At 71.7% G+C, this 23,224-nt stretch carries 16 protein-coding genes and 1 pseudogene; 10 read left to right on the plus strand and 7 right to left on the minus strand.

The features are described from left to right. The coding region (locus tag ACH4LD_RS40345; RefSeq protein ID WP_398106220.1) for an SDR family oxidoreductase at positions 1 to 285 on the plus strand (285 nt) is incomplete at its 5' end. A gap of 221 nt (positions 286 to 506) precedes the next feature. Here ACH4LD_RS40345 and ACH4LD_RS40350 read toward each other — a convergent pair. After that, positions 507 to 1,046: a GNAT family N-acetyltransferase gene (locus ACH4LD_RS40350; protein WP_398058305.1), complete on the minus strand. Its 540-nt coding sequence runs from the start codon at positions 1,044 to 1,046 to the stop codon at positions 507 to 509. Positions 1,047 to 1,596: 550 nt separating this feature from the next. Between ACH4LD_RS40350 and ACH4LD_RS40355 the strand changes: the two genes are divergently transcribed. From ACH4LD_RS40355 to ACH4LD_RS40370, 4 genes are all read left to right on the plus strand, one after another. After that, positions 1,597 to 2,139 (plus strand): CU044_2847 family protein, encoded by a 543-nt coding sequence (locus ACH4LD_RS40355; protein ID WP_398058304.1) that lies wholly within the window; start codon positions 1,597 to 1,599, stop codon positions 2,137 to 2,139. Between the two features lie 64 nt (positions 2,140 to 2,203). After that, positions 2,204 to 4,417 carry a trypsin-like peptidase domain-containing protein gene (locus ACH4LD_RS40360; RefSeq protein WP_398058303.1) on the plus strand — a complete coding sequence of 738 codons (2,214 nt, stop codon included), beginning with the start codon at positions 2,204 to 2,206 and terminating at the stop codon, positions 4,415 to 4,417. Between the two features lie 74 nt (positions 4,418 to 4,491). Next, positions 4,492 to 5,397, plus strand: coding sequence for an AAA family ATPase (locus ACH4LD_RS40365; protein WP_398058406.1), 906 nt, complete (start codon positions 4,492 to 4,494; stop codon positions 5,395 to 5,397). Positions 5,398 to 5,399: 2 nt separating this feature from the next. Beyond that, complete coding sequence (locus ACH4LD_RS40370) at positions 5,400 to 9,023, plus strand: SAV_2336 N-terminal domain-related protein (RefSeq protein ID WP_398058301.1); 3,624 nt, start codon at positions 5,400 to 5,402, stop codon at positions 9,021 to 9,023. Positions 9,024 to 9,081: 58 nt separating this feature from the next. On the opposite strand, the pseudogene ACH4LD_RS40375 reads toward ACH4LD_RS40370, so the two are convergent. Continuing rightward, positions 9,082 to 9,569: pseudogene (locus ACH4LD_RS40375) on the minus strand (bleomycin resistance protein). Between the two features lie 115 nt (positions 9,570 to 9,684). On the opposite strand from ACH4LD_RS40375, the gene ACH4LD_RS40380 reads away from it, so the two are divergent. Continuing rightward, positions 9,685 to 10,113, plus strand: coding sequence for a VOC family protein (locus ACH4LD_RS40380; protein WP_398058299.1), 429 nt, complete (start codon positions 9,685 to 9,687; stop codon positions 10,111 to 10,113). Between the two features lie 78 nt (positions 10,114 to 10,191). Here the strand turns inward: ACH4LD_RS40380 and ACH4LD_RS40385 are convergent, their stop codons facing one another. Continuing rightward, the gene (locus ACH4LD_RS40385; protein ID WP_398058298.1) at positions 10,192 to 11,013 is read right to left on the minus strand and encodes a S1 family peptidase; all 822 of its coding nucleotides are present in this window, start codon (positions 11,011 to 11,013) and stop codon (positions 10,192 to 10,194) included. Between the two features lie 351 nt (positions 11,014 to 11,364). Here ACH4LD_RS40385 and ACH4LD_RS40390 point away from each other — a divergent pair, with 351 nt between their 5' ends. The 3 genes from ACH4LD_RS40390 to ACH4LD_RS40400 are packed head-to-tail and all read left to right on the plus strand — an operon-like array spanning position 11,365 to position 14,307. Continuing rightward, entirely contained in the window at positions 11,365 to 11,883 is a 519-nt protein-coding gene (locus ACH4LD_RS40390) for a TetR/AcrR family transcriptional regulator (RefSeq protein ID WP_398058297.1), read from the plus strand. Further along, positions 11,880 to 13,121, plus strand: coding sequence for an MFS transporter (locus tag ACH4LD_RS40395; protein WP_398058296.1), 1,242 nt, complete (start codon positions 11,880 to 11,882; stop codon positions 13,119 to 13,121). The genes ACH4LD_RS40390 and ACH4LD_RS40395 overlap by 4 nt, the downstream gene beginning before the upstream one ends. Positions 13,122 to 13,140: 19 nt before the next feature. Further along, positions 13,141 to 14,307: an epoxide hydrolase family protein gene (locus ACH4LD_RS40400; protein WP_398058295.1), complete on the plus strand. Its 1,167-nt coding sequence runs from the start codon at positions 13,141 to 13,143 to the stop codon at positions 14,305 to 14,307. A gap of 273 nt (positions 14,308 to 14,580) precedes the next feature. On the opposite strand, the gene ACH4LD_RS40405 is transcribed toward ACH4LD_RS40400, so the two are convergent. Both ACH4LD_RS40405 and ACH4LD_RS40410 read right to left on the minus strand, forming a co-directional pair. After that, the gene (locus ACH4LD_RS40405) at positions 14,581 to 14,733 is read right to left on the minus strand and encodes a DUF6629 family protein (protein WP_398058294.1); all 153 of its coding nucleotides are present in this window, start codon (positions 14,731 to 14,733) and stop codon (positions 14,581 to 14,583) included. Next, positions 14,733 to 15,686, minus strand: a complete 954-nt coding sequence (locus ACH4LD_RS40410) for a LysR family transcriptional regulator (protein ID WP_398058293.1) — start codon at positions 15,684 to 15,686, stop codon at positions 14,733 to 14,735. Before ACH4LD_RS40410 ends, ACH4LD_RS40405 begins: the two co-directional genes overlap by 1 nt. A gap of 84 nt (positions 15,687 to 15,770) precedes the next feature. On the opposite strand from ACH4LD_RS40410, the gene ACH4LD_RS40415 reads away from it, so the two are divergent. Beyond that, positions 15,771 to 16,703: a PhzF family phenazine biosynthesis isomerase gene (locus ACH4LD_RS40415; RefSeq protein WP_398058292.1), complete on the plus strand. Its 933-nt coding sequence runs from the start codon at positions 15,771 to 15,773 to the stop codon at positions 16,701 to 16,703. A 256-nt stretch (positions 16,704 to 16,959) separates the two neighbouring features. Here the strand turns inward: ACH4LD_RS40415 and ACH4LD_RS40420 are convergent, their stop codons facing one another. Beyond that, entirely contained in the window at positions 16,960 to 20,079 is a 3,120-nt protein-coding gene (locus tag ACH4LD_RS40420) for a S8 family serine peptidase (protein ID WP_398058291.1), read from the minus strand. A gap of 294 nt (positions 20,080 to 20,373) precedes the next feature. Then, on the minus strand, positions 20,374 to 22,707 hold the full coding sequence (locus ACH4LD_RS40425; RefSeq protein WP_398058405.1) for a M4 family metallopeptidase: 2,334 nt from the start codon (positions 22,705 to 22,707) through the stop codon (positions 20,374 to 20,376). Positions 22,708 to 23,224: the final 517 nt, after the last annotated feature.

Consider the following 23,224-nt stretch of genomic DNA (forward strand, 5'->3'; position numbering starts at 1 on the left):
TACGCCGGCACCAAGGCGTTCGTCTCCCACCTGTCCAAGCACCTGCGCATCGAGCTGGGCCCGAAGAAGGTGCGGGTCTCCGCGATCGAGCCCGGGATCGTGGGCACGGAGCTCCAGGACCATGTCACGGACCCCGGTGCCAACGAGTGGCTGGAGGGGTCGAAGGAGACCATCGACTGGCTCGTTCCGGACGACATCGCGCGGACGGTCGGTTTCATCGCCTCTCTGCCGCTGCGGGTCAACCTCCCGCAGGTCTTCATCATGCCGACGGCCCAGCCCAGCTGACACCGGGGCCGGCGCGGGGGTTCGGGTGCCGCCGCGACCGACCGGTCACGATCGTCGCCCTGCTCGCCGCTCTGGAAGCCGCCCGTCCCACGATCGCCAACCGCGTCACCGACACATCACCCCGCTCAGACGCTGCCAGTGAGCACCGGCTGACCGTCTACGATCACCGGGCCCACCGACACGACGGTCGGCGGGCCCGCAACCCGGCTTCGTCCATGAGTTCAAGCGGGCGGCGTGACCGGGGACCGCACGCCGAGCCACTGCTCGGCGTCCCAGGCTTGGAACCGCTCCACCTCGGTGAACCCCAGCTTCGCCGCGAGGCGCATCGAGCCGGCGTTGGCGGTCTGGGTGGTGAGCGCCACCGGCTCGCCGGGAAGGACGCCGTCGAACCAGTCGAGTGCCGCCGCGCACGCCTCAGTGGCATACCCGAATCCCCATGCCCGCGGCAGGAACAGGTAGCCGAGATCGGCCTTGCCCACGGCAGCCGGGCGACGGTGCTCCGTCGCTCTCCTGAGCAGGATCTGGCCGATCATCGCCCCATCGAGCTCGACGACGAAACTCCCGGGCCGCCGCCCGGGCACCTCGGGCATCTCGCGCTCAAGCTCGTCACGCGGCCGGGGGCCGCCAAGATAGGTGTGCACCTCCGGCGAGGCGTACAGCTCGATGAACGCCGCGCGGTCCCGGGCCTCTGACTCGCGGAGCACGAGCCGGTCGGTCTTGATCGGGACAGGCGGCCAGGCGACGGGTCCGAGTTCAGTCATGCCGGCCAACCAATCAGCCGGCTCGGCAACGATCAAGACTCGCGGACCGATCAGGACTCGCGGACCGATCCAGACTCGCGGACCGGTCCAGCCAGACCGGCCCCCGCCTGCTGCGCGCTCACCTCCCCCGCCGGCGCCTGCGCCGACCCGGCCGCGTTGCGTTCATCCGGGACACCCAGCTCGCCGACGTAAGGATCGGCTCCAGACCGCACCCGGGGGCGCACACCGCGCCCGGCGCGCCTTCGAGTGGACCGTCCAGCCGCTGGAGCTGTTCCTGCACCGCACAGGCCGCGCCCCCGCCGCCCACGAGGCCACCCGCATCGACGGTGACACAGTCAAGAACGGTGCCCGGCTCGCCAACCAGTTCCAGGACAGGAAGAGGTGCTACCGACGCGGATGCGGAGTGGGCAGGGCGGGATGAGGGTGATACCGCGGCCACCGGCGCCGGGCCGACGACCTGAAAGTCGGAGCGGCGCGCGGTCTCTGTTCGGAGACGGTCAGTTTTCGCAAACGGGCGTCCGCCTGAACGCAGTTGAGGCAGACTGACAAGGTGGCAGACTTCGTCGAATTCACGTTCGATGACGGGACGGCTCTGGCTCTGCAGGTCTTCGACGCCCTCCCGTCCGCGCATGCAGGCCCGCGGGAGGAGGCCGACGGCCAGGAGAGCGTGCCCGGGTTCGGCAGGTCCCGTCCGGTGGCCAGGGGCAGCCGGGTGGTGGCGGCCACCGAGGGAGCCCTGAACGCGGTGCTGGCCCCCCTCGTCCCCTTGCTGCAACGCGTTCACGACACCGTCGCCGCCGTGCCGAACGCGCCTGACGAGTTGGCCGTGGGCTTCGGGGTGCGCGTCGGCGCGGACCTCAAGCTCAGCGTGGTCGGCGCCACCGGCGAGGCCACTATGACGATCACCGCGACCTGGCGCCTGCCGAGTCCTGCCGTGCCCGCACCGTCTCGCCCGCCGGCATCAGTCACCGGCACGGTGTCCCCGCCCGGCTCCGCGCCACCCAGCTCCATCTCGCCCGGCTCCCCCTCACCCGGTTCCGCCTCACTCGGCTCCGCCCCGCCCGGCTCCCCCTCCGGCCCTCATGCGGGTTAAAGCTCGCCGCTGGCTGCGCACAGGGGGCGCGGGCGCTGTCGAGGCACGGCAGTCACTCGCCTGTGTGCTCGACACCGCCCGGGGTGTGGTCGTAGGCAGTGGTGTCTATCTGGGTGACGGCCGGATCCTGACCTGTTCCCATGTGGTGAACGACGCGCTGGGCCGGGACCCGTTCGCCCAGGACGAGCCGACGGGCACCGCCGTCGGCGTGGCATTCCCGCACGCCGAGCCCGGCGTGGCGATCCCCGCGCGGACCGTCGCCTGGATCCCTGCCCGCCGCGCGTCGGCGAACGGTGCCTCCCAGCCCGCCCGGACCGGGGATTTCGTCTGGTCCGGCGACCTCGCGCTCCTGGAACTGTCAACTCCGGTCCCGGCGCCGGTGCGACCCATGAACTGGGCCCGCATGGCCGAGGGCCAAGAGGTGCGGGCCTGGCACGGAAGCGGCCAGCCGTTCAGTTACGCCGACGGCTCGGTCCAGTCCTGTGACGAGCTGGTCGGCTTCGTCGACTCGACGCTGCGGGGCGCCGCCATCAACCCCGGATACAGTGGCAGCCCTCTGTGGTGCGAGGACCAGCAAGCGGCGGTGGGCATCGTCCTGGGCGTCATGGAGCCGCCCACCGGGGGGTTCCACTCCCAGCAGGTGATCCGCCGGACCATCGTCCTTCCCTGGCAGACCGTCCAGGCCGAGCTCGGCGCCGTCGACGGGCATCACCCCGCGGCCGCGTACGGCGCTTCTCCTGCCGGTCCGGACGCTCACCCGGACGCCGGGCGGCCGCTCAGCGTGGTGGACCCCGCCATCCGGCACAGTTGCACCGCGCTGGTGGCCGATCTGCTCGCCGATCCCGGCAGATGCGCGGAGCACGGACTGCGGCTCGCTCAGGAACTCGGCCTCGATGTCACACCCCAGGTGCCCGCCGTCGACGACATCGTGGAGGTCCTGCTCACCCGGCACCGGGCGATCGCCACCTTCGTGGAAGGGCTGACGGCGTCCGACCGCGCCGCGGCGCGCAGACTCCTGGCGCTCGGACGGGCCGCCGCCGTTCCTGGCCTGCTGTCCGTCCGCGAGTACGACTGGCTGCTGGACCTCATGTCCAAGGACGTCCGTGACCGCTTCCCGGAGGCGGCCCGTGAGGCGCTTCCTCACACGACGCTCTTCGACGACCTGCCCGCGCTCGCCCACGCACCCGCGCAGCCGTGGGACCCCGCCGGTGCGCGGGCCGATGACGACAGGACCACCGTCGCGCTGATCGCGGCACTTGAGGAGTTCTGGGGCGACAGTGCGCCGGTACCCGACGGATCACCGCGCGTGCCCGCCCTGCTGCGCGCGGTGGAGTATCTGGCTGCCACCTGTGTGCCGGACCGGATGCAGCGCTTCTGGGAGTGGTCCGAGCAGGTCGCCCGCCGGTTGGGAGTGGCCGGTGAGGCACTGGGCGAGCGCCGTGACGACGCGGCCGGCTGGGCACGCCGACGGCGCAAGGCCGCGGGGCCGCCCAGTCCGCGGCTGACCGTACGGCTCACCCCCTGCTCGGCGAGTACCTACCGCTGCGAGGCGTGGTACGACTCCGGGACCGGCGGCGACGAACGACAGGTGCTGGTCGAGGACGAGCCGCGCGCCCCGGCGGAGCTCGTGCGTCTCCTGCATCGCATCCTCTTCCGGGAGACCAGCTCCCTGGGGCCCGCTTCAGTGGTCCCGCTCCTCGAAGTCCTGCTGGAACCAGACCACTTGGACATAGCAGTCGACCAGTGGGACAACGCGGCCTCGCCCGATGAGTTCCCCGTCGTCCTGGGCGCGGAGTACGCCGTGGTGGTGCGCTGCCCCGACGCGCGCCGCCGGGCACCGGAGTCCCTGAGGCACTGGCAAGCACGCTGGGCGGAACTCGACAACGGCAGAGTCCTGCGCCTGGACCAGCGGCACACCAAGCCTTTGCAGGTGTACGGACTGCTGAAGGAAGACCTGACGGTGGCCCGCGTCATCATCGACTGTGCGCCGCAGCACCGGGCCGCCCTGCGGGCGGTCTGTCTGGCCCTCGGAGTCCCGGTGATCGTCTGGGACCGGCAGGAGCCCGCCGGGAGCCGCGGCGACCAACTGATCGGGCTCCTGCTGAACGGACCGGCACGAGGTCTGCCCCACCGGGTGCGCCGGCACCGGGCACGGGCGCTCGCCGAGAGCGACGGGACCGCGACCGCCGTACTCTCACCCGCCCTGATGTGGGACGACGCCTCACGCCCGCCCCCGCGTCCGCTGTGGATCGATCCGACCGGCGAGGAGCCCATGTGACCGACACACGACACGACGCCGAGCGCGACGACTGGAGCCTCTTCAAGGGTGACGGGCAGGTGCGCCGGGTCCGGATGCCCGAGGCTCCCCCCTGGCGGCGGTTCGGCCACCGAGACGCGGGACAGGCCGGCGCGGTGCCGAGTGACCCGTACCGGCCCTACCTCATCGACCAGCCGCAGGTCGACGTCGTCAACGCCGCCCTGCATCTGCGACGCCCGCTCCTGGTGACCGGACATCCCGGGACCGGCAAGTCGTCCCTCGCATACGCCATCGCCCATGAACTGGACCTGGGCAGGGTGCTGCGCTGGCCGGTGAACAGCCGCTCCACGCTGGCGGAGGCGCTGTACCAGTACGACGCCGTGGGCCGGCTGAGGGAAACGACCCTGAGCCAGGACCGGGGCGACCAGCCACCGGACATCGGCCGGTTCATCCGGCTCGGCCCACTCGGCACCGCGCTTCTGCCCGGCGACCGGCCCCGGGTGCTCCTCGTCGACGAGCTCGACAAGGGGGACGTCGACCTGCCCAACGACCTGCTGACCGTCTTCGAGGAGGGTGAATTCGAGATTCCCGAACTCTCCCGGCTGCCGGCCGGTCAGGACGCGGCATTCGTGCACACCATCCGCGGTACGGAAACCCACCCGGTCGTCGGGGGCCTCGTGCGCTGCCGTGAGTTTCCCATCGTGGTCATCACCAGCAACGGCGAACGCGAGTTCCCGCCCGCCTTCCTCCGCCGCTGCCTGCGCCTGCACCTACCCGATCCCGACGAGCGCCGACTGCGCGCCATCGTCGCCGCCCACCTCGGCCCGGACTCGGTGGCACAGGTGGACGACCTGATCCAGACCTTCCTCGCCCGCCGTGCGCCGGGCGAACTCGCCACCGACCAGCTGCTCAACGCCGCGCACCTGCGTCTGGGCGGAGTCGACCTCGACGCCGAAGGACTGCTCGAAGCGGTGCTCCACCAGCTCGGAGGTGCGCTCTAGGCATGTCCGAACGGCTCCTCGACGTCCTGCGGCTCTTCGGCGAGCAACTGTCCGCCGAGGAGCTGGCCGACGTGCTGTGGCTGGCACAACGCCTGCCCAAGGGGGAGCACGCTCCACTCGCCGTACGCCTGGCCCAGGACACCGGATGTCCCGCTGCCTCCGCCGACGACACGGCCGGCGCACCGGCCGCACCCGCGCCGTACACCCCACCGTCGCAGCCGGACGAAGGGACGTCGGCGGAGCTGCATTCGGCACCCGAGCCGCCCGGCACCGTGGAGGAACAGAACGGTGACGACGGCTCCGCACCGGATGACGGCGTCGACGACGAGGCGCGGGGCGACGGCCCCGTTCACCCGCCCCCGCCCGGACCAGAGCCGCCCAGGGCCCTCTCCATCCGTATCGCGCAGCCGCGCTCGCTGTCCGGATCACTGTCGACGGCCAGGGCACTGCGTCCGCTCAAGCGCCACCGGCCCGACCACCGCCGGCGCGAGATCGATGAAGCCGCCACCGCGGCCAGATACGCACACACCGGCGTACTCGACGTCGTCACACATCCCGCCCGCGAACGCTGGCTGGATCTGTCGCTCATCGTCGACGACAGCGGATCGATGCTGCTGTGGCAGCAGCTCTGCGCCGAACTGCACCGGGTCATGGAGCAGCTGGGAGCCTTCCGCCAGATCCGCGTCTGGGGACTGAGGCTTCGTCCGGGCCGCACGCCCATGCTGTCCCCGCAGCCTTTCGGGGCGTCACTCGCTCTGCTGTCCCCCGCAGTGGCCGACGACCCGTCGGGACGCACCATGACCCTCGTCATCTCGGACGGCGCCAACCGCGCATGGCGCACGGGGGCGATGGCGGCCCTGCTCACCCGCTGGGCCTCGCGCGGCCCCACAGCCGTCATCCACACCCTGCCCCCGCGGATGTGGCCGGGTTCGGCACTGCCGACGCGCAGATGGACGGTGCGCGTGCCGCGTCCGGGCGCGGGCAACAGGGAGTGGCGGGTCAGGGACACGCTCCTGCCGAGCGAACTCAGCCGGTTCACCGGGATCGCCGTTCCGGTGCTGGAGCCACGACCACGCGAGCTCGCCACCTGGGCACGGGCCGTCGTGGCCGGCGGCACGAGCACCGTGCTCTCGCTGTGGGACCCGCAGGCCGCCCGCCCGGACACCGGGCGTCCCGAGATGACGAGCGCCGAGGCGGTACGGCACTTCCGTCGCACCGCCTCTCCCGAGGCGTACCGGCTCGCGGCACATCTGGCGGCCATCGCGCCCCTCACCGTGCCGGTGATGCGTCTGGTCGCGGAGGCCGTGCCGTGGAGCGCCACGACGACGCATCTGGCCGAGGTCTTCCTCAGCGGGCTGATGCGGATCGCCGAGAACGCGCCCCCGCAATCGCCCGCGGCACAGGGCAGCCTGAGCTTCCAGCACGGCCAGAGGGTCTTCTCGTTCACCGATGAGGCAGGTGACATCCTCCAGGAGGCGGTGCCGACGGCGGAGGTCGTCGCGACGGCCCGTCAGGTGTCCGCGCTGATCGGCGAACTCATCGGGACCTCACCCGATTTCGCCGCCTGGCTGCACCGGCCCGACGGCACCGAACTGCTGCCGGAGCACGCCCAGAACTTCGCCTGGCTGGGGCCCGCCCTGCTGCGGCGCCTCGGCCTCACGGGCGGGACGGCGCCGGAGTGGGACTGGCCGCCTCCGGTTCCCCAGGAGGAACCGGAAAGCCCCCGGGACCCCTTGCACCTGCACGTACCCTACGTGGGGTATTCGACAACCAGCCAGTCGCCCTTCCCCTGGCGGCAGCTGTCCGCACACGACCCCCGGCGGATCGGCGACTACGACCTGCTCGGCTGGGCGCCGACCTCGGGGACCACCAACGTCTACCTCGGCCGCAACCCCGAGGGAGTGGAAGCCGCGGTGCGCCGTCCGGCCCGCAACGCCCCGGGCGCGAACTGGACCCTGCTCCTGGAGGTGGCCGCACTCAGCAGGTTCGATCATCCGTGTCTGCCGGTGCTGTTCGACCACGAGGCGGACGCCCCCCTCCCGTGGACCGCCGTCTCACCCGCCACCGCGAGCCACGGAGGCAGAGCTCCGCACCTGGCGGAAGTGGTCTCCGCCACGGGCCCCCTGGGCACTGACGCCACGCTGGCCCTGGCCCGCCGCCTCGCCTCCGCGCTGGACCACAGCCACGGCATCGGCGTCGTCCACGGCCGTCTGGCACCCCGGCACATCCTGCTGACCCGGGACGAGCCCGTCATCGTCGGCTGGCACCGGGCGACCATCGACGGCCTCGCGCCGCGGCCGGGCCAGGCCCCGGCACGCCCCGAGGACGACCTCAGAGCCCTTGCCGCGATCCTGGCCCAGGCCGCGCTCGGCACCGAATGGCCCGCGCCCGGCTACCGCCGGTCCTCCGACACCCTCGACCCCCTCGACGAGGCATTCTGGTCGGTTCCCGAACCGCCCGCGTCCGTGGATCCCGTGCTCCACGCCCTGATCGGTCGGTGCCTGCACGCCCCGGACGGCACACCCGCCTCGGCCACGGGCGTCCTCGCACTGCTGCGCGACCGGCTGCCGCCCCAGGACAGGAGCACCACCCTGCGGGCCTGGCTGTCCGCCTCCGCACTGGAACTGATCGGTGACGCCAAGCTGCTGCGCACCCCGCCGCGGCGACCGGGCAGGCGTGAAGGCCCGCAAGTCCCCATCACCCCGGAGGAGTTCGCCGCGCAGAACACGCCGTCCCGGGTCGGCACCACCTCGACCAAGTGGGACGTCCTCCCGGGATCAGTCCCGGCCCCAGGCCGGCTGAAACGCCTGGTGCGCCGCTCTCCGATGCCGGTCCTGGAGCCCCGGGACGGCTCGCTCGCCCCCTGCGTCGCGGTGATCGGCGCTGAGCCCGGTTCCGGCCGCAGCACCGTCGCGGCGCAGCTGGCGTCCGCACTCGCCGCACGGGCGGGCTCGTTGCGCGGCGGGCGGAAACGTGTCCTGATGCTGCCGCTGGACCGAACGCTCGGCGTCTTCGGCTACCGCCTGCTCGCCGCGGTGGACGCCTCCGCCGTCGCCACCAGGCTTCCCGATGACCACGGGCGCATGCCCGCCCACGCGCGGGGCTGGGGCACGCGCACCGACTCTCGCGGCGCGCACTTCCTGTACGGGCAGGTACCCGTCGGTACTCCCGTCCGCCTCGACGCGTCGGCCGTTCGACGCGGCGTGGACTGGCTGAAGTCCGTCGGCACCCTGGTCGTCGACGCGAGCGGCACCTTTCTGCCCCCGCAGGACAGCCTGCGCACCCTGCTCGGGCGGGTCGACCACCTGGTCGTCACGTCGACCCCGCGGCATGAGCACCTGGACGCGGTCGCGAGGCAGATCGACTGGTTGTCCGAGCACGGCTACGAGGAACTGGTACGGGCGGCGACACTGGTGGTCTCGGACGTGCAGGGCCCAGCCGGACACCAAGAGGGTCCGACGCGCGCCGGCGGACTGAACGATGTCGTGGGGAGCGTGTGCTCCGTGCCCTACGACGCCACCGTGCACCGGCTCGGTCTCGTCGACAGTTCCGCTCTCGCTCCGGCGACACAGCGCGCGTTCGACGTACTCGGCCGCACGGTCGCCGCCGCACTGGCCCACGCCTGACGGGTCGGGCGGTCGGCGTCCGCGTGCGGGCGGCGGTGGACCAGTACTTCCAGTCGCCTCAAGCGCCCAGCTCTTCAAGACGCTGGAGATCGTCGCGGACCGACTCCCGCTCCTGGTCGGTGAGCTGGATGGCGGTGGCCCGGGTGAGCGCGGCCCTCACGGTGTCCTCGTCGCCGAGGCGCCCGGCGACATCCGCACGCAGTACCAGGAGCCGGAGCAGCTGCACGGGCGTGGGCGGCTCGTTGTCGCGGGTAGGCGGTTGCCGCCAGGGTCGGTCACGAGGAACTGCCGTGTGCCGTACGACGTGTCCTTCAGCGACCCGATGCGCGGCAGCCCCCGGGTCGGGATCCTGCCGTACGCCGCCTTGAGCCTGGCGCGGAAGGCCGAGTGCAGCGCATCGACATCGTCGGGACGGATGTAGCAGGTGCTGTACGACTCGGCCGGCTCGTACTGCCTCAACGCGAAGAAGTGGAGCTGGATGCCGCCCAGCTCCACGACCGCGTACGGATTGGGGCTCCTCTGCTGGAAGGTCACCGCCCTCCTGATCCGCTCGGCCTGATCACTCGGTGCCCAACGTGGCCCGGGACCCGACGGAATCGCGGGCGGATCTCGCTGCGGAAATCACCGGCAGAGCCCAAGACCCCCTTGGTACGGTGCACCGATGTCAGAGATCAGGAAGTTCCAAGTCACCTTTGACTGCGCGGAACCTGAGCGCCTCGCTCGTTTCTGGTGCGAGGTGTTGGGGTACGTCATACCGCCGCCGCCCGAGGGGTTCGCCACGTGGGACGATTACCAGCGTGCGCAGCCACCTGAGCAGCGGGGTTCATGGTGCGCTTGCGTCGACCCCTCAGGTGTGGGCCCGCGGCTGTACTTCCAGCGCGTCCCCGAAGGGAAGGTCGTCAAGAACCGGGTGCACCTTGATGTGCGGGTCGGCACCGGACTCGTCGGCGCGGAACGACTCGCCGCACTTGAGGCCGAATGCGCACGACTGATTCCGCTCGGCGCAGTGCACGTGCAGACGTTGTACGACGGCAATGACTCGTGCATCCCGATGCTGGACATCGAGGGCAACGAGTTCTGTATCGACTGAGCACATGGGGCGGGATTCACGGCGGGCCGGACCGCCGTGGTGGGGGAGACCACAGGGACGACGTGCCGGCGTCCCGAATCAGCTGTTGCGGTCTGTGACCTTGTGGATCCAGCGCGCGTGGGCGGGCGCGCTGGTGTAGAGCCCCGGGCCCTCGCTGCAGCGCACGCCCGGGGCGCCGGGGCCAGAGGTCACGCCGATGAGTTCCCAACGGCCCTTCCGGTCCTGCTGGAGCTGGGGGCCGCCGGAATCGCCGTTGCATGCCATGGCCTTGGGCGCCTGGCTGATCGTGCACAGACGGGTGCTGTTCGCGTAGCCCGGTGCGCACTCGGAGACCGTACCCCTGCGTGTGTCGAGTTCCTGGAGCCGGTCGGGAAAGACCCATTCGGTGGGGTCGGGTGCGTCGTCGATCGTGCCGAAGCCCAGGATCCGGGTCGGGGTGCCGGGCCGCCCCGGCTTGTCGGCGATGCGGATCGGCTCCTCGGGGACCGGGCGGTTCAGGCGGATCAGAGCGATGTCGTTGCGGTTGGGGCCGGTGCCCTCGCCGTTCCTGTAGCCCGGGTGGGACACCGTCTTCGCGACGGACCGGACCGTGCCCCCGGACTCCTTCCACTCACTGCCGATCCGGACGGTGCCGTCCAGGGTGACGATCGTCGGGTCCACGCAGTGGGCGGCTGTGAGCACCCGATCCGAGTCGATCAACGATCCCCCGCAGACACCCTTGAACGAAGGGTCGTCCACACCTGTGACCGGGATGGACACCATGAACGGGTAACCCTGCGTGGATTCCTTCCCGTTGACGATGGCTTCGGCGCTGCCGGTCATCATGGCGGCGCACGCCGCTCCCGCCAGGGCCACCGCGGCGGTGCGCGCCGTGCGGCGCGAGGACTTCAAGCTGAACACTGGTTCTCCGATCGGACGAGCAGGTGTGATGCGCCCAGCCTCCGCGATCAAGAGGAACTGATCCATCCGGTCAGTGGGCCTGTCCGAGGTCCGGCCAGCGGGCCCACAGGGGTGGGGAGGGCCCCCGGACGGCACGTTCCGCATCCGTTCGGCGGCCGGCGCCAGTTCCCCGAAAGGCCGTCACGCCAGCCGTTCACCTGCGGTTTCCAGGCGGCGGAGGCTCACCGCAAGGAGTAGGTCAGGAAGGATAAGAACATCCGTTCCTAGTAGTGTACGTTTGTTCTTATGCCGGAGAAGGAAACACCTGACGGGCGACGCACACGCCGCCACGATCCGTGGCGCAGGGAGCGCGTGCTCGATGCCGCGCTGGAGGTGCTCGTCGAGGACGGGGTCGCCGGGATCACGCACCGCAAGGTCGCCGCCCGTGCAGACGTACCGCTGGGCTCCGTCACCTACCACTTCGCGAGCCTCACCGAACTGCGCACGCAGGCGTTCGGCAGGTACGTCGAACGGCAGACCGCCGAGTACGAGGCGCTCTTCACCGACGTGAGCTCGCGCGAGGACCTGATCGACATCCTGGTGGAGCTGGTCCGGGCAGGACCGTCCCGGCACCGCAGCGCGGTCCTCGGCTTCGAACTGCACCTGGCCGCGTTGCGCGATCCCGCGCTGCGGGCGCTGACCCAGGAGTGGACCAGGTCCAGCCGGGCGGTGCTGGCCCGCTTCACCGGGCCGCAGACCGCCGCCCGTCTCGACGCCCTGCTGGAAGGAATGATCATGCACGCGCTGCTCTCCACGAACCGGGAACCGCGTGAGGAGACCCGGGCAGCCATCGTGCAGGTGCTCGGCCCGGCCGCCGCATCGGGTATGTGAACACCCGCGCCGTGGAAGGCCCGTGCGCGCACGAGACCAGGAGCGCCGTACGGTCGACGTACCTGGTCTTCGCCCTCCTGGGCCTGGCCGGGGCGACCTGGGCGTCTCGCCTGCCGCAGATCCGGGGGCGCATGGACCTGGACGCCGCGTCGGTGGGCTTCCTGCTGCTGCTCCTCGCGGTCGGCGGTCTGGTGGCGCTGCCTCTGGCCGGCCCCTTCGTCGCACGTGCCGGGCCGCGCCGTGCCGTCACCGCGGTGGCCGTCCTCGTCGGTGCCGGTCTCGGTGCGGTGGCGTCCGGATTCGTCTTCTGGCGCCCCCTGCTCCTCACCGGCCTCTTCGTGCTGGGCACCGCCACGGGTTTCTGGGACGTCGCGGTGAGCGTGCACGCCGCGAGTCTCGAACGGCGGCTCGGCCGGGCCATGATGCCCCGCTTCTTCGCGGGCTTCAGCCTCGGTACCGTCACGGGTGCCTGCCTCGGCGCGCTCATGACGGCCCTGCGCGTTCCGGTGGGCCTGCACATCGGCGCGGTGGCCCTGCTCGTCGCGTCGGTGACACCCGCGGCCGTCCGGCACTTCCTCCCCCGGCCCGTACCCACGGCGCCGTCGTCGCGGGCGAAGGCACGAGGGTCCGGACCATACGCCTGGCGCGACCCGCGCACGGTGGCCCTCGGTCTCGTCGCCTCCGCCTTCGCACCGGCGGAAGGAGCGGGGAGCAACTGGATCAGCCTCGCCGTCATCGACCGCCACCACACCACGGCGGCCATCGGCACGCTCGCCTATGCAGCCTTCCTCACGGCCGTCACCCTGGGCCGCTGGCTCGGACCGCTGATCGTCGACCGCCAGGGCAGGCCCCGCGCCCTGCGCGCGGCGGCCTGTGCGGCCTGTGTGGGGGTCGCCCTGATCGCGACCGGGCCCCGTCTCTGGACGGGCTTCGCCGGCGCACTGCTGTGGGGAGCGGGCGCCGCACTCGGCTTCCCCCTCGGCCTGAGCGCCGGTTCGGACGATCCCAGCCACGCGGCCGCCCGGGTGGCGGTGATCACCTCGATCGGGTACTGCGGCTTCGTCTGCGGCCCGCCGCTGATCGGAGCCCTCGCCGACCGGACCGGCCTCGCACCGGCCCTGCTGGTGGTCGCCGCTGTGCCGGCCGCCTCGCTCACCCTCGCCGGCGCCGCTCGTACCTCCCCGCAGCCCAGGCACGAGGAGCCGGCCGACGCCGCGTCCGTCACGCCCACCCCCTGAGCACACCAAGGAGCACACCGTGCCGATCGCCGCCCCCGTCATCGAGGTCACTGACGCCGAACTGGAAGACCTCCGCGCCCGGCTGCGCGCCACCCGGTGGACCGAGCCCTGGCCGGTCGACGGCTGGGAGGCGGGTACCGACGCCGCCGAACTCCGCCGCCTCGTCACGTACTGGGCCACCGACTACGCGTGGCGGACCCATGAAGCCGCCGTCAACGCCCTGCCGTCGCACTTCGCCGACATCGACGGCACACCTGTGCACTACCTCCGTTACGACGCCGAGCACCCGCACGCCCTGCCGATCGTGCTCACCCACGGCTGGCCGAGCACCGTGCTGGAACTCACCACCCTCGCCGAACGATTGGCCGCCCCCTCCCGCCACGGCGGAGATCCCCGGGACGCCTTCACCGTCATCGTCCCCGCACTCCCCGGCTTCCCCTTCTCCCCCCAGCGGCCCACTCTCACCGGCACCGAGCAGACCCACGACCTCTGGCACACGCTGATGCACGACCATCTCGGCTTCCGGCACTACGCCGCCCACGGCGGAGATCTGGGCGCCGGCATCACCTCACGCCTCGCCGAAGCGCACCCCGAGTCCGTCGTCGGCATCCACCTGCTCGCCGCCGCGGCCCCGGCCGACCACGACCCGGCCTCGTTGACGCCCGACGAACAGAAGCACCTCTCCTCCGTCGCGGCATGGCAGGCGGAGGAGGGCGGCTACATGCACCTGCAGAACACCCGCCCCCTCACCCTCGCCCCCGCCCTGACCGACTCACCCGCCGGACTCCTCTCCTGGATCCTGGAGAAGTACCGCGCGTGGAGCGACTGCGGAGGCGACCCGTCCACATGCTTCAGCGACGACTTCCTCCTCACCCAGGCATCCCTCTACTGGTTCACCGGCACCATCTCCACGTCCTTCCGCCCGTACTACGAGTACGCGCACCACCTGACCCGGCGGGTACAGCGGGTCGACGTACCCACCGCCCTCGCCCTGTTCCCCGCGGACCTCTCCCAACCGCCACGAAGCTGGGTCGAGCGGACGTACCACCTCACGCGCTACACGCACATGCCCCGCGGCGGACACTTCGCCGCCCACGAGCAACCCGCCCTGCTGGCCGCCGACATCACCGCGTTCTTCCGCGACCTGCGCCCCGGCCACCCAGGGGCCACTCGGCAGGACATGTGATCCGGGATGGGCGGTGATGAGGAAACGGTCCGGTGAGGAAGATTCGGCCACCGTGTTCCCCGCTGGTAGCCGGTAGGTATGCGAAGTAGGCGGCATTCGCCTGTCGTGGGTGCCTGATGGATCCAAACCCGCCTCGGCCTCTCCCCGGCGACATCGCATCCTTCCGCAGACCTGGATGGGCAGACCTGGACAGGCCCGCGCCTCGCTCTCGCCTGTCCGCTCACGGTCAGCGCCCCGCTCACGGTCAGCGCCCCGAAGGAACTCCTGCGCACGTCACACGGCCATCGCGCCCGTCCCTCTTCGTCTCGTCGGTGTCAGCGCGGCAAGGGGGCAGGTCGCGGCCACGCGCACACGCGCGACACAGGCCACGCCCACCACCCCGATGCCGATGCCTGCCACGAGGCCGGCCGTCGCGCTCCAGCACATCACGCCTCCCCGGCTGCCGCGTCGGCCGCTCGGTGCCCGGCGTCCCCGTCCCCGTCCCCGGCCTGTGCGAGGTGCCGGACGAGGGCTCGGGCGACCTGTCGAACGGCGGGCGCCGCCCAGCGCCGGCGGTGCCGGGCCAGCCGTACGGGTACGTCGGCGAGGGGCGGGCCGTCGAGGACGATCCGGCGCAGCCGTCCGTCGCTCAGGTGCTCGGCGACGGTCGTCGCCGGCAGCAGGGTCAGGCCCAGGCCCGCCGCGGCGCAGGAGCGGGCCGCGTCCACGCTGCCGAAGCGGGTGACTCGCGGGCCCGCGCCGGGCGCGGCGCGCAGCCGCCGTTCGAAGGCGTCGCTGTACGCGCAGCCCTCCTCCAGGAGGAAGAAGTGCTCGGCCGCCAGATCACCCCAGGCCGCCGGGCGGTCACGGCCGGCCAGCGGGTGGCCGGGGGAGGCGACGAGGGTGAGGGCCTCGCGGGCGACCGGCTCGGTGGCGATCTCGGGGGACGCGGCGTCCTCGGCCATCAGCAGCGCCAGGTCGAGGTGCCCGGAGCGCAGCCCTTGTACGCACTCCTCGGTGCCGGCCGCGCGCAGGTCGACGTCCACGTCGGGGTGTTCGGTGCGCAGGGCGGCGATCACGGCCGGCAGCCGGGTGGCGCACAGCGATTCGGGCGTGCCGACCACCACCCGACCCGCGACGGGGCCGTCCTCGCCGGCCGCGGAGCGGAGCCGTGCCACGGCGTCGAGCACCTCCTCGGCCTCAGCGAGGAGCCGTCGGCCGGCGTCGGTGAGCGGGGCACCGGTGGGCAGCCGGTCGAACAACGGCACGCCGAGGTCGCGTTCGAGGGTGCGGATGTGCACCGTGACCGTGGACTGCGCGAGGTGGAGTTCGGCCGCGGCGGCCGTGAAGCTGCCGGTGCGGGCGAGCGTGGTGAAGGTCGTCAGCAGTCGCGTGTCCACCCGCGCAGCCTATGCGGAATGTCGATGGCATGCATCACGATCCATCGTTGGACGCGATGGCGACAGGGGTGCCAGGGTTTCCCCATGACCGACGACACGACCGCCGCCACCGACACCGCGACCACCGACACCGCGGCCACCGCCCCGGCCCACGGCGGCTCCGGCGCGGCCCCCGAGATCCTGCGCTACTCCGCGTTCACCCGCACCCCCGAGGGCGGCAACCCCGCCGGGGTCGTGCTCGACGCCTCCGGGCTGGACGCGGCGGCCATGCTCGCCGTCGCCGCCGAGGTGGGCTACTCGGAGACCGCCTTCGTCACCGCCGCCGATCCGGACGCCCGGCGCTTCACGGTGCGCTACTTCAGCCCGCTGGCGGAGGTCGCCTTCTGCGGGCACGCGACGGTGGCCCTGGCCGTCGCCCTCGCCGATCGGCTGGGCCCCGGCGACCTCACCCTGGACACCCCGGCTGGTGTCATCGCGGTGACGACCGCCACCGACGGCGCGGGGGCGGTGCGGGCGACGCTCACCAGTGTGCCGACCCGGTCCCGTCAGGCGCTCGCCGACGAGTTGGAGGACACCCTCGCGGCACTCGGCTGGAGCGCGTCGGACCTCGACCCCGCGCTGCCGCCGCACGTCGCCTTCGGCGGCAACGACCACCTGGTGCTGGCCGCGGCCTCCCGGGAGCGGCTGGCCGCGCTCGACTACGACTTCGACGCGCTCGCCGACGTCATGCGCCGGTACGGCTGGACCACCGTCGACCTGGTGTGGCGGGAGTCGCCGCGCCGCTTCCACGCCCGCAACCCGTTCCCCGTCGGCGGTGTCGTGGAGGACCCGGCGACGGGCGCGGCGGCGGCCGCGTTCGGCGGCTACCTCCGCGCCCTGGGGCTGGTCACCGAGCCTGCGGACATCGCGGTGCGGCAGGGCGAGGACATGGGTCGCCCGAGCGACCTCGTCATCGGCGTGACGCCCGAGGACGCCCGGGTCCGGGTCACCGGCACGGCCGTGCTCCTTCCCCGCTGACGGCCCGCCGGCGGTGCGTCATGCCGGGTCGGCCACCTCGATGGCTGCCGGGGCCAGTTGGTAGTGCGCCCTCGTGGAGCCGCCACTACCGCCCGGCTGGTTGTAGGCCCGCCGCGCACGACTCGCTGTGCCGTTGCGTCGAGGAGGAGGATGCCGGCTCCCCGGAGTCCGGGACGTGAACGAGCCGGTGGGGCGGGAGCCGTTCGCCCCACCCCACCGGCTGCTCGGGACTCACGGCCCCGGGGGAATTACCGCGTCACTCCCAAGAGTTCTGGTTCGTGGAGACCAACTGGCCTGGAATCACCTGGCCCTTGGTACGGAGCTCGGTGTACGCCCAGTACTCGACGTCAGGCTTCAGCGGAGCGTCCGGCCGCAGTTTGTACGGCGGTGTCGTGCAGCGCTCCACTGCGGTCGGCAGTTCCAGCGTCGCCGGCTCGTAGTGGCCGTTCCGGCTGAGGACGACGTGGCCGAGCCGGTAGTCGACGACCGGGCCACCGGAGTCCTGGGCGAAGACATACGCCGTGTACGTGCCCGCTTCCGGCATGAAGACCCAGGCCCGCTCGGAGCTGCTCCAGCTGGCGGCGCTCCGGTAGACCAGCTTGTCGCCCTTGTACAGCCAGAGGTCGAGGTTGGTGTCCGGGTCGTCGGTCGAGGTGTCCACGACGATCCCGGCGCTGCCCGCCGGCACCTTGAAGGAGTGCGCCTGCACCCCGAGGCCCTTCCGGTCGAAGACCCCGCCGCTGACCCCCGTCCGCATCGAGTACGACCGCCGCTGCACGGGGGTGTAGCCGGTCGACCGGCCGGAGACCGGGCCGGTGAAGCCCGGCTCGAACATGCCGTAGACGCCGTCGGCGAGCCGGCCGAACTCTTCCAGGTTGTCGTCGTACGACCGGGGCGAGATGCCCCACGGCCGCGCGGCGACCGGAATCCGTACCTGGTGGGCGGTGCCGCGCCAGGTGATCGCGCCGGTGACGTAGCGGTCCCACGGTGCGCTGCCGCGCCGCAGGGTGATGGTGACCGAGGCGGTCTCGCCCGGTGCCACCGTCACCGTTGCCGGTGCGACGCTCACCCGCATGCCCTCCAGCCCGCTCGTCGAGGCGTGGTACGTCTCCCGCTTGCTGCCGACGTTGGTCAGCTTGCGGGTCAACACCAACGGCTTGGTGCCGTCGTAGTCGCGCAGCCCGATCGACGGCAGGTTCAGCTCGCGGCCGTCGGGGTGAGCCGCTTCACTGAAGGCGGTCAGGCTCTTGGCGTCCGGCTCGATGACCAGCCCCGGATCGGCGGCCCGCTTCAGCGACGGCAGCCCGCTGCCCTGGGCCAGCGGGCCGGCGTCGCCCACCGTGCCGGCTGTGGTGTGCAACGCCGAGGCGACCGCGCCGGGCGACCAGTCGGGATGCTCGGCCCGCAGGATCGCGGCCTCACCGGCCACGTGCGGGGCCGCCATCGAGGTCCCCGAGTACGCGTCGTACTGCCGGCCGAAGTTTCCCGGCGGGGAGACGGCCGCGATGATGTCGCTGCCGGGGGCGACCAGGTCGGGCTTCATGAGCCCGGGGTGCGTCTTGTCCGGCCCTGTCGCGGAGTAGTCCGCGATGGTCGGCGCACCTGGGGCACCGGAGCCGTGGCTGCTCGAAGTGAGCCGTGCGGTGCCGTCGGCCGGGTGCCTCATCAGGTAGTTGAAGATCTTGCCGGCCTGTTCCCTGGTGTTCAGATAGAGCACCGGGAAGTCGTAGATGCTGTTGACCCGGAAGTTGCCGTTGGGGTCGAAGAGGACCATTGCCGCCGCGCCCTTGGCTTTGAGCTCCTCCACCGCGCCGTACGGGCTGTCCAGGGCGCAGGCGACCACCTTGCCCTTCACCTTCGCCGGGTCCAGACTGCCGGGCTCGCAGTACGCCGACCCCTCCTCCAGCGTGCCGGCCTGCTCACCGAAGACCAGCGGCAGGGACCGGCCACCGGGGAGCACGTCCAGCGACGCGCCGGTGATCGAGGTGCCGTCGCCGAGCCGGACGGTTCCCTCGTTCACGTGGGTCACCGCCGCGCCGACCGTGGTGACCCACGGCTGGGTGTTGCTGACCGCGCCGCTGAAGCCGCTGTTGCCGGCCGCGGCCGTGACGAAGACTCCGGCCAGCGTGGCGTTGAGGAACGCCTTGCCGATCGGCGTGTTGGGCTCGCTGTCCCCCAACTGCGTTCCGATCGAGTAGTTGAGCACCTGTACGCCGTCGGCGACCGCCGCGTCGATGCCCGCGATGATGTCGGCGTCGTATCCCGAGCCGCCCCAGAGGACCTTGTAGACGGCGATCTGCGCGTCCGGGGCCACACCGGAGATCGACCCGAAGTTCCGCCCCGAGATGGTGACGTTGTCGACGGGCAGGCCGGCCGCGGTGGACGCCGTGTGCGTACCGTGCCCGACCATGTCCCGGGGCGAGAGCACCTCACCCTCGGGCAGCGTGCCGCCCGACGCCGCGAGCAGCGTGTCGGCGAAGTACCGGGCACCGACGATCTTGCCGTTGCAGTGCTGGGCAGCGAATGTGTAGCCGGTCTGGCAGGTGCCGTGCCAGCCCGCGGGGGCCGTCGGCATCCGCTTGGCGAACGACGGGCTTTCCGGCCAGATCCCGGTGTCCAGGACGCCGATCACGACCCCGGCGCCGGTGCTTCCGCCCGGTTTCCGCGCGGCGGACTTCCGCGCGCTGGCCGCCGGCGAGCCGGTTGCCCGGGCGCCGGTGCCCGATGCCCCCGTCCCGGCTGTGCCGGCTGTGCCCGTTGCCGAGCCGGTCGTCGGCTGCGGCGTGGTGTCACCAAGGGACGCCTCGCTGGTACCGACCACATGGGACCTGGTGACCGAACGGACCCGCTTGTCCGCCTTCAGCTCCTCGACCTGAGCGGCAGTCAGCGTGGCGGAGAATCCGTTGAAGGCCGTGGTGTAGACCTCGTTGACCGTGACGCCGGCCGCCTCGGCCACGGCCGTCCGCTGGGTACCCAGGTGCTTCCGGTACGCCTTCGCCGCCCCCGACTGCGGTTCCAACTGCTCACCCGGCGCCGGACGGGTCCGGGCCAGCCCCGAGAGCCGGCCCGTGTACGTCGCCACCGGTTCCTCGGCGAGTTCCACGATGTACGGAGTGCGACCGGAGGGCACTTGCTGGCGTTTCGCATCGGGCTCACCGGTCTGGTGCGGTCTGAACCGGCCGGCGCCCCCGGTCAGGTCGACCCGGTCTCCTCCGGGTCGCAGTCCAGAGCTGACACCGCTGCCCACCGAGCTGTCCGGCTCGGCGCGTGCCGCCGTTGCCGTACCCCCGGTGGCGACCGTGCCGCCGCCGGCCAGGACGAGGGCCAGCAGGGGTATGACCAGCCTCCGTCGCCGGGTTCGTGTGCTCGTAGCCACGAGACTCCTTCCAGCAGCTCCCCGATGGGAGCGATCCCATGAACGTCGACGCTCCCTCCCGGGACGTGAGGGGGGAGCGTCACTACCTAACTGGACGTCAGTTATCGATGCGTTACAGGTTGTTTCGGATGCTCATGTGGCGACAGCGGTCGTACTCCTGCGGGAAGAGGGGGATCCCGTGATCGAGGGCGCTCCGGCTCCCGCGATCGCACGGACCAGACGCACGCCGCGGGGGCAGCGACGCCCTTGACGTCCGCCGGCAGGCGCCGCGCCTCGTGGAACCGGTCGCGCGCCCTACCGGGCGGACGAGCCGGTCGTGGCCGCGGGGCCGCCCGAGAAGTCCAGACTCCAGCGCTGGAGATGACCCGGGTCCAGGTCGTAGAAGCCCGGGGTGCCGTCGGTCACGCGCAGCTTCCAGGTGCCGACCGTGCTGACCGCCGAGGCGTCGACCGTGTAGGTCTCGTGCAGCTCGGGCGTGAGCACCCAGGGTCCCCAGGGTTTGACGTGGATGACGGTGCCGTCGGGTGCGATCAGATCGATCACCATGGCGTTGCTGAACCCGTGGTCGAGATCGACCCTGACTTTGAGGTCACTCGGTGCGTTGCCCGGCTTCCCCCGGACGATCAGCGGGGACTCGACGGTGCCCCACTTGGGGATCACGTATGTGGTGGGGTTCACGAAGAAGTGTCCGCCGGACTCCAGAGCGGTCCAGGTGAACGAGAGGTTCCGGGTGTCCCCGGCCGCGTCCGTGATGACGATGGCCGACCTGTAGTCGCCGGCCTTGTCGGGCGTACCGGTGATGAGACCGGTGGCGTGGTCGATCGACAACCCCCGGGGCAGCGACTTGGCCGAGTAGGTCAGCTTGCCGGGACGGCTGCTGGACGCCGTGATCCGGCGGCTGACGGGCTGGCCGACCGCCACCGGCTCGGTCGGCGGCGGCTCGACGGCGATGTGGTGGACGAAGCCCGTCCCCACGTTGACGGCCGCCCAGGCGTTGGCGATGGCCTCGTAGGCGTCGCTGCCCGAACCGTAGAGGTCGGCGGCGGCCTGGAGCGTCGCGGTGCGAGCACCGGCGTAGTCGGTGGTGCTGGTCATGTAGACGGTGAGCGCGCGGTACACCACGTCCGCGGCGTCGGCCAGCCCGATGCCCGCCACCGGCAGCCCGTCATAAGTGGGGCTGTCGTAGGTCACCCCGTTGATGGTCTTCTTCCCGCTGCCCTCGGCGAGCAGGTAGAAGAAGTGGTCTCCCACCCCGGCCGCCATGTGCGGTTCGTCCGACTTCGCCTGAGGTGTCCAGTAGTCCAGGGGCGCGTAGCCGACGGCACTGATGCCGGCCTTGGAGGGGAGGTCCATGTACCGGATGGGCTTGCCGTCCCCGTGCAGATCGTCCAGCTCGGCCATCGTGTAGTCGGGCACGTCGTTCGGGTTGTCGGCGTAGAACTCCACGGCGGCGGCCATCATGTCGCTGATCGCCTCGTTGAGCGCCGGTGATTCGCCGTAGTCGCCCAGTCCGGCCGTGGAGGAGGTCACTCCGTGCGTCATCTCGTGTGCGGCTATGTCCAGGGACGTCACGGGATGGTGCCCGTCCGCGCCGTCGCCGTAGCTCATGCAGAAGCAGCCGTCCTGCCAGTTGGCGTTGGCGAGGGGGACTCCTGGCTGCTGCTCGTAGTGGACTCGGGAGGAGCTGCCGCGGCCGTCGTCGGCTATGCCGTTGCGGCCGAAGCGGTCGAGGTAGAAGTCCCACGTCGTCCGTGCGCCGTACGCCGCGTCCACCGCCGCGGTCTGGGGGTTCGCCGCCGTTCCGTCGCCCCACACGTCGACATCGCTGGTGAACAGGACACCGTTGGACGTGACACTTGAGTCGAGCGTCCGGTGGCCACCGCGCTGGGGGTCGATCAGGGCGTACGTGCCGTCGTCCTGGCGGGTGGAGCCGATCGTGACCTGCCCGCTGTAGAGGCTGTTGCCCTGGGCGGACTCCACGTGTTCGGCGTTCCCCAGGACGTCCTCGCTCACGGCGTCCGTCACGACGTGGCGCTCGCTGGGGGAGCCGTCCCGCTGCACGCCGGTGACGACCGTCTCCCAAGCCAGTTTCGGCTCGTCACCCATCATCCAGACGACCTTGCGCGGGGCCGTGCGCGTGGCCGCCTTGCGGGTGCCCTTCGCCACAGCCTTCCCCAGGGCCGCCTTCTTCGCCGTGGCGGCCGGGACCTTGGCCGTGGTCGTCGGCAGGGCCGGCTTCATCTTGGAGGCGTAGGTGACGGAGCGGGCTCCTTGCCGCTGGTGGACGACCAGGTCGCCACCGATGACGGGCAGTCCGGCATAGGTGCGCTCGTAGCGGGTGTGAACCGTGCCGTCGGCGTCCTGGATCACGTCCTTCGGGATCAGTTTCTCCTGACGGCCGAGACCCAGGGAACGGGCAGTGCCCGGCGCCGCCTTGACCGCCTGGTCGAGCAGCCGCCGACGCTGCCCGGACGACAGCCGGACGTTCCCGGACCCCGGCCCGGCCGCCGTCTTGACCTGTCGGAGCGCTCCCATGGTGCTGACGCCTTCGTGGGCGTCGGACATGGAGGCGGCGCCGGCCGAGCCGGGCAGCGCGGAGAAGGCGAGTGCCGCGGCCGTGATCACCACGGTCGCGGCCAGGCGCCCTCGGGACCTGCGCGCACCCTGCGGGGACGCGGCCCTGTTGCGGGAGTGATTCAACCCAAGAGTCCTTCCGTTCGGCCGTCTGCCGGTGCGGACGGCCGCTGTCACGAGGAGGCCGGAGGCCACGGCCTCGGTGACGGGACGTCAGACGTGTGACACACCAGCGGTCCACTTTCACAACTGCACATCCCGAGGAACGTGCACCGAGGGCCACCCCACGGCCAACGCCGCCTCACCGCAGCGAAGATGCCAATGCATGCGGAAGCGGCGCTAGGGTGTCGAGGTGGCTGGTTAGCGCCAGACGGCATCGATCGGCCAGCAACTGGCGGAGCCGAAACAGAACATGACGTCGTCGGAAACCGAGAGCGTGTACACGGCTCGGACCGAGCTGCCGCGCCATCGTGGCGTCGAAACGTATGGGCCGAGTCCGCGGTAGCGCTGGCGTGGCACTTACGTGTCGGCGCGCTGGAGCGCACGGGCCGAGCCCTCGGCGGCCCGCTCG

Origin of the sequence: Streptomyces sp. NPDC017676 (assembly GCF_044329325.1) — a bacterium.
In the GTDB taxonomy this organism is placed as follows: Bacteria; Actinomycetota; Actinomycetes; order Streptomycetales; family Streptomycetaceae; genus Streptomyces.